The 11,352-nt window shown below is 68.0% G+C and carries 9 protein-coding genes; 6 read left to right on the top strand and 3 right to left on the bottom strand.

Features of this window, described 5'->3' with window-relative positions:
- Both AC1D1S_RS15025 and AC1D1S_RS15030 read right to left on the bottom strand, forming a co-directional pair.
- Positions 1-897: SulP family inorganic anion transporter (locus AC1D1S_RS15025; protein ID WP_476994813.1), on the bottom strand; the 897-nt coding region annotated here is incomplete at its 3' end.
- Between the two features lie 236 nt (positions 898-1,133).
- Positions 1,134-1,571 carry a VOC family protein gene (locus AC1D1S_RS15030; protein ID WP_476943936.1) on the bottom strand — a complete coding sequence of 146 codons (438 nt, stop codon included), beginning with the start codon at positions 1,569-1,571 and terminating at the stop codon, positions 1,134-1,136.
- A gap of 254 nt (positions 1,572-1,825) precedes the next feature.
- Here AC1D1S_RS15030 and AC1D1S_RS15035 point away from each other — a divergent pair, with 254 nt between their 5' ends.
- Both AC1D1S_RS15035 and AC1D1S_RS15040 read left to right on the top strand, forming a co-directional pair.
- The gene (locus AC1D1S_RS15035; protein WP_476994814.1) at positions 1,826-3,052 is read left to right on the top strand and encodes a serine hydrolase domain-containing protein; all 1,227 of its coding nucleotides are present in this window, start codon (positions 1,826-1,828) and stop codon (positions 3,050-3,052) included.
- Entirely contained in the window at positions 3,049-3,963 is a 915-nt protein-coding gene (locus AC1D1S_RS15040; protein WP_476994815.1) for an HNH endonuclease, read from the top strand. Before AC1D1S_RS15035 ends, AC1D1S_RS15040 begins: the two co-directional genes overlap by 4 nt.
- Before the next feature lie 32 nt (positions 3,964-3,995).
- Here the strand turns inward: AC1D1S_RS15040 and AC1D1S_RS15045 are convergent, their stop codons facing one another.
- A complete protein-coding gene (locus AC1D1S_RS15045) occupies positions 3,996-5,525 on the bottom strand; it encodes a phenylacetate--CoA ligase family protein (protein WP_476994816.1) in 1,530 nt (509 codons plus the stop codon).
- Between the two features lie 335 nt (positions 5,526-5,860).
- On the opposite strand from AC1D1S_RS15045, the gene AC1D1S_RS15050 reads away from it, so the two are divergent.
- From AC1D1S_RS15050 to AC1D1S_RS15065, 4 genes are all read left to right on the top strand, one after another.
- Complete coding sequence (locus AC1D1S_RS15050; RefSeq protein WP_476994817.1) at positions 5,861-7,297, top strand: flotillin family protein; 1,437 nt, start codon at positions 5,861-5,863, stop codon at positions 7,295-7,297.
- Between the two features lie 66 nt (positions 7,298-7,363).
- Positions 7,364-7,603 carry a hypothetical protein gene (locus tag AC1D1S_RS15055; RefSeq protein WP_476994818.1) on the top strand — a complete coding sequence of 80 codons (240 nt, stop codon included), beginning with the start codon at positions 7,364-7,366 and terminating at the stop codon, positions 7,601-7,603.
- 382 nt (positions 7,604-7,985) lie between these two features.
- Complete coding sequence (locus AC1D1S_RS15060; RefSeq protein ID WP_476994819.1) at positions 7,986-9,149, top strand: glycosyltransferase family 4 protein; 1,164 nt, start codon at positions 7,986-7,988, stop codon at positions 9,147-9,149.
- A gap of 229 nt (positions 9,150-9,378) precedes the next feature.
- Entirely contained in the window at positions 9,379-11,196 is a 1,818-nt protein-coding gene (locus AC1D1S_RS15065; RefSeq protein ID WP_476994820.1) for a putative bifunctional diguanylate cyclase/phosphodiesterase, read from the top strand.
- The last annotated feature ends 156 nt before the right edge of the window (positions 11,197-11,352 follow it).

The following is an 11,352-nucleotide window of genomic DNA, read 5'->3' on the forward strand; positions in this document are numbered from 1 at the left end:
CACCGCGCCCAAGGCTGCCATTTCGTGGTTGCCGGATACCCTGCCGCCCTCTGCGGCCGCCAGGGATTGGGCCAGGGTTCCGGTATCAACGAAGACGATGAGGGCGATTGCGGCGGCAGCGGGCAGCAGTGTCAGGACGTCGGCCCAGCCAATTCCGCCCAGGGCCGGTGCAGGGAGCCCCTGCGGGAGGGCACCTGTGACCGTCAAACGCTCTTCGAGTCCCAGCACGGCCACGGCGAGGCAGGACACTACCACCGCAATGAGCACGCCCGGAACCTTCCATTTCAGCCGGCGGGGAACCCAGATAAGCGCCAGCGAGACCAAGCCGAGCAGTAGTGCCGTCAAATTGGTCTCGCCGGCAAGCACCTTCGGCGCGGCGGCTATGAGTTTTTCCCAGGGTGTACCGCCTTCCACGGAGATCCCCAGGAGGGTGGGAAGCTGGGACACGGCCACCAGCAAGGCGATGCCGTTGAGATARCCGAGCCGGATGGGCTTCGACAGCAGTCCAGTGACGATTCCCAACCTCAGCACTGAGCCGAGCAGCAAGATGCCGCCAATCAGTATGGCGAGGAGACCGGCCAGGGCCACGGATTTCTGCTCGTTATCCGCGGCCAAGGGAATCAAGGCTGCCACGATCATCGGAGCGAGCGCGGAATCCGGGCCCAGCACCAGCACACGCGATGGCCCGACTGCCGCGTAGACAAGCAGGGGCACTACCGTCGCGTACAGGCCGGTCACCGGTGGAAGGCCGGCGGCCTGGGCGTACGCCATGCCAGCGGGGACCAAGATCGCGAAGAGCGCGGCGCCGGCCACCAAGTCGTGGCGAAGCCACTCGATCCTGTAGCCACGCAGGGCCGGCGGGACCGCCCAGAATGCAGTCCTTCCGGATCGGCGCATCTTCTGATCATGTCCCATCGCGCCCCTGCTCGCCATCCATCATCGGGCGACCCCCGCCTTGCGCAGATAACTGTGAGCAGGGCTCCGCTAGCGGCGTCCCCAGATGGCGCGACATTGTCCGTGCTTGCAATCGGGCAGACAATACCGGCAGGAGGAATAGTGCCAGACAAGGCCCAAGACGAACAACGAACCGCTGGTCTCCTGCGATTCACAGGCTAATCGGGCCGATCCTGGTGTCAGTCTTTCTTCAGTTTCTGGGCGAGCATTACGAGGATTCCGCTGGGGCCGCGGAGATACGTGAGTTTGTAGTCGTCACCGTAGGTCGCCACACCACGGAGCGGGCGGCATCCGTGCTTCGCAGCTATCTCAAGGGCCTTGTCGATGTCGTCAACCGAGAAGGCCACGCGGTGCATTCCGATGTCGTTGGGACGGGTTGGGTTCGACTCGATCGCTTGAGGGTGGATGTACTCGAAGAGCTCAAGTCGGCCATGACCGTCCGGGGTCTGGAGCATCGCAATCTTGGCGTGGTTGCCATCAAGTCCGACGGCAGTGTCGGTCCACTCGCCGCTGACCGTGTCACGGCCGACGACCGTGAGACCGAGGTCGGTGAAAAAGGCGATTGTTGCTTCGAGGTCACGAACCGCAATACCGACGTTTTCAAGTTTGATGGCCATGCGTTGAAGCTACCAAGACGAACCGAATAGCTCCAGTGCCGGGCCGGGACTATATGGATGGTCGAATGCTTTGAGCCCGCTGCGCCGGTTGCCCGCGATCTCGGAATGTCGCAGGCAACGTCGAATCCATACCCGTGACTTATGGCTCTGGTCGACTGATGTCTGCCTGAGGAGCATCACAAGCATTAGGACTGTGCCTGGCTGGGGGCATTCTCCTGCCCTGACTGCACTCCCGACCTGCAAGAAGGACCCTCATGCCGATGGTCTGGATCCGCGCAAAATCCCGCCGGCTCACGGCCGCAATCCTCGCCGTCGTGCTTACGGCCGCCCTCGGCGGCTGCGTCCCCGGGCCGAAACCGCCGGCGCCGGCGTCGCCCGATTCCGGCTACCGGGCCGTGCTCGAACAGTTCGGCAGGAGATTGCTCGACGACGGCGCCCCGGCCGTCCTCATCCAGGTCCGAGTGGGCGGGGACGAGTGGTCCGCGGCCTACGGGGTCCGAAACCTGAACAGCCCGTCCCGGGCCGAGATAACGGACCCGGTGCACATCGGCGGGGTCACCAAGTCAATGGTTGCCGTCTGCGTGCTCAAACTGGCCGAGGAGGGCCGGCTGGAACTGGACGCGCCGGTCAGCACCTACCTGCCGGAGTTCAACAAGGTGATGCATCCGCCGGGACCGGTCACCGTCCGCCAGCTGCTGCAGCACCGCTCCGGCATGCCGTCGGTGGACGGGCCGTTGTTCGATCCGGCCACGGTGCGCGAAGCCCTGACCACCAAGGTGAGCCTGGCTGATCTGCTGGCCATGGCGGGGCGGATCTCCTGGCAGGCGAAGCTGGCCCAGGGATTTGAATACTCCAACTCGAACTACATTGCCCTGGCGCTGATCGTCGAGCGCCTGAGCGGCCGGAGGATCGGCGAGGTGATCAGCACCGACATCATCGAGCCGCTGGGCTTGAGCGAGACCTTGATGACGGCGGCCGGGCCGGCGCCGTCGTCCATGGTCCACGGCTACATCGCGCTGGACCGCAAACAACTGGACGTCACCTATCCGGCCGCCCAGATCGACAACGCCGCCGGCGGCATGGTGTCCTCCGTGGCGGACGTGAATACGTTCTACCGCGCGCTGCTGCAGAACAAACTGCTCAAGCCGGCCACGATCACGCAAATGGAGAGCCCGCTCTACGCCAGGTACGGGCTCGGCGTGGTCCGCTGGAACGATTTGTGCACCAACGACTTCTACTACGGCCACCCCGGCGACGTGCCCGGCTACGGCACCATCACCATGACCAGCGCGGACGGAACGCGGCAGCTCACCATGGCCGTGGCCTACCCGCCGGAACCGCTCCCACGCGGGGACACCCACATACTGCACCAGATGGAGTCCATCGCGGAGGACACCCTCAACGCCACGTGCATGACCGGGCCGACCGGGCCGCTCAACAATGCCGCAGGCAGTCCGGGCACTGCGACAATGGGCAGATGACAGCAATCATCCTCGTCTGGGACCCCGACGAATGGAACGATTGGACCTACCCGGCTGTGCTGGAAGAGGTCGCCGAAACCGGCCGGCACCTGGCCAGCTGGGACGTCGGGACGTCTCTCGACAGCGACGCCGGCAACGCCGCCGGCACGGACGCGTGGCTGGTGCTCCAGGGCCGCCACGGACGCGGTCTGATCGGCCACGGCGTTATCGTCTCGGAACGGCAGGCTCTCCGCGCCCAGGCACCGGACTCCGCGAGCGCCGCCCGGGCCGGCGCACCGGACGACGCACAGCCCGGCGCATCCCCGCTCTACCTCCAGGTGGACTTCGACGCCCTCCTGCCCGCCGGCGACCAGGTCCCGACCGGGGTCCTCGCCGAGGCCGTGCCAGGGATCGACTGGGAAGCCCTTCACGGCCCCGCGCTGGCCGTCGACCCCGCCGTCGAGCCCCTGCTCCGCGGCCTCTGGGGTGAGTTTGGACCGTTGCCGGCTGACCCCACCCAGCCCGTGCCCGGCACCGTCCCGGCGGCGGCGGTCACCCGGGTCGAGGTGAACAAGTACGAACACAGTCCGGACGCCCGGCGGGTCTGCGTCGCCCACCACGGGACCAGCTGCGCCGCGTGCGGATTCTCGTTTGAAATCGCCTACGGCGAGATCGGCAAGGACTTCATCCCGGTCCACCATCTGGTCCCGGTGTCACAGCTGGGCAGCGGGTATGAACTTGACCCCATCACAGACCTCGTCCCGCTCTGCGCCAACTGCCACGCCATGGCGCACCACGGGGTACGGACGCCGCGCAGCGTCGCGGAGCTGCGCCGGATCATGGCCGCCGCCGGGTTCCTGACCGGACAGTCCGTGACCCCGCAGCAGCTCCAGGCCCAGCAGGACGCCCGGCGGATCCTGGAACAGCACTAACAGCCCTAACAGCCGCGACAGCAGCAGCCGGCTCAGGCGGACCACACCTCGCGGAACTTGCCGCTGCGGTCCGGCCGGGGCGGCTCATCGCTAAAGCGGACGTCGACGCCGGCGGCGCCCTGGGCCGCGAAGAACGCACCCAGGCGCTCCCCCACCGCCGTCCGCACGGCCGTCGTCGCGGCATCCGGCCAGAGCTCGAGCCGCACGGTGAGCGAGCGCGGCCCGGTGCGGATCGCCTGGAAACGGCGGACCCCGGCGGTCTCCTCGATCACCGTGCCCAGCGCCAACGGCAGCACGGTGACCACGTTGCCGTCCGGCACTGCACCGTCCGACCCTGTTCTGTCCGACCCTGTCCCGTCCGATCCTGTCCCATCCAACCTTGCCCCGCCCAACGTTGCCCCGTCGGCGGCAGCGAAGCTCAGCACGCCGCCGCTGCGGCCCTCGACCCGCAGTGTGGGGAACGGGCTGCCGCAGGTGCACGGGCCGGCAGCCAGCTGCACCCGGTCGCCCAGGTTGTACCGGATGAGCGGCTGGACCCGGTTGGCCAGGTTGGTGACCAGCACCGTGTGGGAGAGTTCGCCGGGCGGGACGGGCCGGAAGGCGTCGTCCACCGGCTCCACGATGTTCCAGTCCGCATTGATGTGCAGCAGCCCCTGCCGGCAACGGCTGGTCAGGGCGAGCGCCTCGGAGGCAAGGTATCGCTCAGTAACCCGGCAGCCGAGGGCCGCCTCGATCTCGGCCGCGGCGTGGGCTGCCAGGCTCTCCCCGGACGCGACCGCCAGGAGCGGATGAATCCGTAGACGTCCCGCCCTCTGTTCGGCGGCCAGTTGCACCATGGCGCTCGGATACCCGTAAAGCACTGTCGGCTGGAAGTCGTTGAGGTCCGCCACGAGGTCCGGGAGCGGCCGGAGCACGGAGAAGACGCGCACCCGGCGGGCGATGCGGGGGCTGTGCCGCCGCGCGGATTCGGTCAGCACGATGCCGGCAAAGTGGTCTCCGTCCGCGATCAGCGCCGCGGCCCGCAGCCCCCGGTGCAGGAAAGCCCGCGCCTCCTTGGCCGCCATCAGGGTTCGCCGTTCGCGGATCGGGCCCAGGAAACTGGCCACCAGCTGCGAGGTCCGGTCATGGACCAGGACCGCGGGTTCACCGGTGGATCCCGACGTCGTCACCACGAGGTACTGTCCGCGGTAGAGGCCGCCGATCCGCGACGGGTCATCGAGCAGGTCGTGCCTCAGCCCAGCGAGCGTGACGTGGGGATCGGCCACCCAGTCATCGAAGTTCTCCATGAGCTCGCGCTTGCCCACCGGAGGCAGCTCCCCTATATACCTGCCCAGGTCCTGGGCCCGGTCCTTGGCCCGGTCCGTGGCTGAGTCCGGGACCGTGTCCGGGACGTCCCGGTACAGCCTGCGGTAGAAGGGCGAGGAGGACCGTGCGCACTCAACCAGCGCGGCGAGCCGGTCGCGCTGCCGGCGGTCGATCTCATCCTGGCTTGCCCGACCGGCCCGCCAGATGTCCCACGCGATCCCGGCCGTCCGTGTTATCCCGAGAGGAGAGCCGAGCATCACCCATCACCCCTTTCACGGGCAGGCACTCAGGGCCTCCGCCGTTCCCGGCTCACTCAGGCACGCGCGCTCGTCCGCCCTTCAACGCTCGCACCCTCTTCCACGCTGGCACGGCGGCGGAGGCTCCCAACAGGGGCTTTAGGCACCGGCGGGACTTGGGCGTATGCCCGGACATTGTCGAATTGCTGGACTCCCGGCCGGAAGCACCACAGACTGTCTACAACAGCTGGCTGGGCGGCGTGGGAATTTCTGCCTCCAGGCCGGCCGGGGACTACCAGCAGCATCGTTTGGGGCTTTGCTTAATATCTTTTCCACCGCCGTGAAAGGACCTGGTTATGCCGGACTTGTCATTTTTGTATCCGCTCATTTCGATCATCCTGGGGGCGGTCGCCGTCGTCGGCGTCATCTGGGTGGCAACAAAACTGATGTGGAAGGTGGCGGAACCGAACGAGGCCCTCATTATCTCCGGCCTGACGCGCGGCACGCTGGAAACCCGTGAAGGGATGGACTTCAAGATCGTCACGGGCAAGGGGGCCCTGGTGCTGCCGGGCCTGCAGACGGTGCGGCCGCTGTCCCTGACGCTGAACGAAACCGAACTCAAGGTCTCCTGCGTCACCTCCCAGGGCATCCAGGTGATTGTCGACGGCGTGGTCATCTACAAGATCGGCGACGCCCCGCCGTTCATTGCCAACGCCGCGCGGCGCTTCCTGGGCCAGCAGCCCAAGATGGAAAGCCAGGTATACAACGTCTTCGAAGGCCACCTGCGCTCGATCATCGGCAGCATGACGGTCGAGGAAATCATCCGCGAGCGCGACAAGCTGGCCTCCCAGGTCCGCAGCGCCAGCGGCGTCGAAATGGAGAAGCTGGGTCTCGTCGTCGATTCGCTGCAGATCAAGGACCTCCAGGACCCCACGGGCTACATCCAGAACATCGCCAAGCCGCACATCGCCATGGTCAAGATGGAGGCCCGCATCGCAGAGGCCACCCGGAACCGCGAGGCGGCGGAAAAGGAAGCGGAGGCCGAGGCCTTGATTGCCGACGCCCGGAGCCTGTCCGCGATCCGGCAGTCCGAGGCGCAGGCCAACGCCGAGCGCGCCAAGGCGAACGCGGCCCAGGCCGGGCCGCTGGCCGACGCGACGGCCCGCCAGCAGGTGGTGGTCCAGGAAACCGAGGTGGCCAAGCTCGAGGCCGACCGGGAGGAACAGAAACTGCAGACCACCGTCCGCAAGCCCGCCGACGCGAGGGCGTACGCCAAGCGCACCGACGCGGAAGGCCAGAAATCGGCGGACATCAGCGCGGCCGAGGCACTTGCCCGGCGCACCGAGCTCGAGGCCCAGGCCAACGCCCGGCGGACCGAGGTGCAGGCGCAGGCGAACGCGACGGCGGCAGCAGCAGCGGCAGGGGCCACCAAGGTCACCGGCGAAGCCGAGGCCGCCGCCACGAAGGCCCGCGGCGATGCCRCCGCCTCCGCCATCAAGGCCAAGGCACTGGCCGAGGCAGAAGGCATCAAGGCCCGCGCCGAAGCACTGGGCACCAACCAGGACGCCGTCATCTCCCAGCAGCTCGCCGAGAACATGCCGGCGATCGTGGCGGCGGCCGCCGAACCCTTTGCACACGTCGGCCAGATGACCGTCCTCAACGGCGGCGAAGGGGTCAACCGGATGATCGGCGGTATTTTGGCACAGGTGGGCGACTACCTCCCGGCGCTCTCCACGGCCCTCAAAAACACCCGGGATGGCGGGAAACGGCCCGCAAAGGCGCCCGAGGCGTAGGGGCGGGAATGCGCGCGGGGAACCGGAGGATCTGATGTACTGGGGTTCTGATGTGCTGGGGTTCTGATGCATAAGGATGTTGACCGGAGCCTGACCGGAAAGATCGGCCGCGTCACCGGACGGATCGGCCCGGGCACCATCGGCGAGGTCATGCTGCCGGTCCGCGGCGGAACCAGTGCGTTCCACGCGCACCCCTTCGACAAGACCAGCGTTTTCGCCGTGGGCGAGCAGGTACTGGTCATCTATTTTGAGCCGCCGCAGACGGTGTTTGTGGACGAACTTCCGGATGTCCTCAAGACCGATTGACCCTCTGGACGGTAGGAGGCGACGGGCGTATTCTGAAGTTCCGTAGCCTCTGGAGGTATTTCTGATGGAAGGCAACAAGCGTGCGCGTTGCGGTCCGGTTTCCGGCATCCGTGCCCGCTTCCCGGTCGGCAACTGGCCCGACCCGCTGTAGCTCGACTTTCGTCATGCCATCCGGCACCTCTGCTTCGTGGGGTTTGCGCCGTGGACGCATGGCCGCGCTGAACTGCGCCCACGTAAGGGTGCCCGACTAGTTCCCGGCCGTCCGCCTTTCTGCGCGCCCTGTGGCGTTCCCTCCTGAGTTCGCCCGCCTGTTAACCCACTCTTCCCCTCCCGGCCACGCCTGCTCCCCCGCGCCGCAAACCGCCGCCCGCACCGTGGAGGGGTGAGGATCGCAATCGTCGCCGAATCATTCCTGCCGCTCATGAACGGGRTCACCCACTCCATCCTGCGCGTGCTGGAGCATCTGCAGGAGCGCGGGGACGAGGTGCTGGTGATCGCGCCGTCCACGCAGGACACGGATGTACCGGACGAGGTCTGTGGCGCCCACGTCCTCCGGCTCCCCTCGGTCCCGCTGGCCGGCTACGCGAATCTGCGGGTGGCGATGGGCGGTGTGTATCGGGTCAAGCGAATCCTTGCCGACTACGCGCCCGACGTCGTGCACCTCGCGTCCCCGTTCGTGCTCGGCTGGCGGGCAGCGCAGGCCGCCCACCAGCTCGGAATTCCCACGGTCGCCATTTACCAGACCGAGGTGCCCGGCTATGCGGGGCGTTACGGCGTCCCCTTCCTGGAGAACTGGGCCTGGAACCGGGTGGACCAGATCCACCTGCTGGTCTCGCGCACCCTGGTTCCTTCCACTTTCGCGCTCAACCAGCTCCGCGGCCGCGGCATTCCGCGCGTGGACATGTGGCGGCGCGGCGTGGACACCCAGCGGTTCAACCCAGCGAAGCGCGACGCCGGCTGGCGGGCTTCCGTGGCGCCCGGCGGCGAGCGCATCATCGGCTACGTGGGCCGGCTGGCGGCCGAGAAGCAGGTGGAGGATTTGGCGGTGCTGGCGGATGTTCCCGGGACCCGGCTGGTGATCATTGGCGACGGGCCCCAGCGGCCCGCCCTGGAAGCTGCCCTGCCGCAGGCGGTCTTCACCGGTTTCCTCGGCGGCGACCACCTCGCCCGGGCAGTGGCCTCGTTCGATCTCTTCGTCCATCCCGGCGAGTTCGAGACCTTTTGCCAGACCATCCAGGAGGCCATGGCGTCCAGGGTGCCGGTGGTGGCCACGGGCCGCGGCGGCCCGCTGGACCTCGTGGAGAACTCGCGGACAGGCTGGCTGTACGAACCCGGCGACCTCGCCGGGTTCCGTGCCCGGGTGATGGACCTGATGGGCGACGACGCCAAGCGCCGAGCGTTCGCCGCGGCCGCGCACGCCTCGGTCCAGGGCCGGACGTGGTCCGTGCTCGGCTCCGAACTCGTTGGCCACTACAAAGCTGTGATCGGCGAGTCCCAGATGGGGGCGGCCATCGCCGGCCACGAGGGCGTGCCGCTGCCCGGGTAGCAGGGCTGGTGCCCGGGTAGCATGGCTGGTGCCCGGGTAGCAGGGCTCGTGTCAGCGCGGCCGGGCCGGGTGCACTTGCGCAGCCGGCGCGTTCGACACCTTTGGTTGCGGCATGATGGCCATCACGCCCGGGAAGCCCGCACCGCATATGATTCAGTCAGCGCAGTGCACCCTGCTTTTCGCAAGGTGCCCGCTATCCGTATTCATCGCCGGGGGGCTGTTAGACATCGTGGAAGCTGGTTTCGCACAACAACTGCTGGAGTACAGCCCGGATGCACTTTTGCTGGTCGCCCAGGACGGAGCCATCTCCTTCCTCAATGCGGCCGCGGAACGGCTCTTCGGCTACCCCCGGGCGCAGCTCCTCGGCGCGGACCACAGCATGCTCCTGGCCGAGGCCTCGCGGGAGGAATTCCACGGCGTCCTGGCCGGGCTGGCCAAGGCCACAAGCCCCGGCACCCCGTCCGCTGGCTCCCCGTTCGCAGGCTCGGGCCGCCGCTCCGACGGCACGGAACTCCCGGTCGAAATCACGTGCTCGCTGGTCCCCGCCCCGGCCGGAGCAGCCGACGCCGGAACGTCCGTGGCCCTCTCCATCCGCGGCGCCGCAGGCCGGAACCCGGGCGCCGACAGCGCCGGGCGCACCCTCAGCRGCGACTTTGGCCGCCGTCGTACTTCTGGTGCAGCGGGAGCTTCACTTTCCGGAGGTCCAGCGGCCGCCGCTCCTGCGGCGTTTGCCGAGCACGACGACGAACTCAAGGCGGGCTCGCTCCGCGACCCCTTGACGGCGCTGCCCAACGGCCCCCTTTTCAACGAGCGGCTCGCCGCGGCCCTGCGCCGCCCGGATCCGGTGGACATCCTGCTGCTGAACCTCGATGACTTCAGGCACCTCAATGACGTGCTGGGACGCTCCGCGGCCGATGAACTGCTGGTGGAGGTTGCATCCAGGCTGCGCAACTGCGTCCGCCCGCATGACACGGTAGCCCGGCTCGGCGGAGACGAGTTCGCGGTGCTGCTCACCGAATGCCTCAACGCGGACGCGGTGGCCAAGCGGATCGCCGAGTCCCTCTACGCCCCCCTGCGCGTGGGCGGCTCCATGGTCCGGCCCGGCGTCAGCATGGGCCTGGCGTCGAAGTCGGGGCAGACGCTGGACGGCGCGGAACTGCTGCGGCAGGCCGACGTCGCCATGACCGCCGCGAAGGCTGCCGGGAAGAACAACTGGATGCGGTTCCGGCCGGAGATGCTGACCACCGCGGCCCACAAGGCCGACGGCGATTCCGGGCTACGGCGCGCCGTCGAACTGGGCCAGATCTCGGTGCACTACCAGCCCGTGGTCTCGCCCGGCATCGGTTCGGTGGTGCAGTTCGAGGCGTTCGCGCGGTGGGAACGGCACGGCCGGCTGGTGCCGCCGAACCAGTTCCTGCCAGTCGCGGAGCAGAGCGGCCTGATCCGCGAGATCGGCRACGAGGTCCTGCGCCGCGCCTGCGCCGAGATCCGGCCCTGGCTGGCCGGCGATCCTGCCTACAGCGTCGCCGTGAACGTCTCGGGCCTGCAGTTCCAGCACCGGGACTTCGCCGCRGACGTGCTGGCAATTGCGGCGTCCACGGGCGTTGACCCGCGCCAGCTCACGCTTGAGCTGACGGAGAGCGTGTTCTTCGACGCCTCCTCGGACGTGCTGGGCCAGCTGCGGCAGCTGCGCGGCGCCGGTGTCCGGATTGCCATGGACGACTTCGGCACCGGGTATTCCACGCTCGGCCGGCTCCAGGAACTGCCCCTGGACATGGTCAAGATCGACCGCTCCTTCGTGGCCATGATCAAGACCGGCCAGGAACAGCTCCCGTTCTTCGCCACCATGATCAGCGCAGCGCATGCCCTCGGCCTGAAAGTCACGGCGGAAGGCATCGAGACGCCCGCGCAGGCCAAATACCTGATGGACCGCGGCTGCGACTCCCTGCAGGGCTACCTGTTCGCCAAGCCGGCCCCCGCCAGCCACCTGGCCGGGACCATGGAGAGCGCCCTGAACGCCCTGGACAAGGTCGACGCCGCGCGGTAGTCGGGCGGGCCGGCTGACGTTGGGCCGGCCGCTGGCCGTCCAGGCGGGTCGCGTTATCGCCGCCACACTCCGCCATTGGACGCAAACGGCCGCTAAGCATCATGGGCGGTTTCTAGGGGTCGTTGCAACACCTGCTGGTTAGGTGGTCAGTAGTAA

The organism is Arthrobacter sp. P1_A5 (assembly GCF_056406825.1).

Excerpts from the sequence above, each read along its gene's own strand:
- AC1D1S_RS15030 (WP_476943936.1), bottom strand. The coding sequence starts at position 1,571 with ATGGCCATCAAACTTGAAAACGTCGGTATTGCGGTTCGTGACCTCGAA.
- AC1D1S_RS15035 (WP_476994814.1), top strand. The coding sequence starts at position 1,826 with ATGCCGATGGTCTGGATCCGCGCAAAATCCCGCCGGCTCACGGCCGCA.
- AC1D1S_RS15040 (WP_476994815.1), top strand. The coding sequence starts at position 3,049 with ATGACAGCAATCATCCTCGTCTGGGACCCCGACGAATGGAACGATTGG.
- AC1D1S_RS15045 (WP_476994816.1), bottom strand. The coding sequence starts at position 5,525 with ATGCTCGGCTCTCCTCTCGGGATAACACGGACGGCCGGGATCGCGTGG.
- AC1D1S_RS15055 (WP_476994818.1), top strand. The coding sequence starts at position 7,364 with ATGCATAAGGATGTTGACCGGAGCCTGACCGGAAAGATCGGCCGCGTC.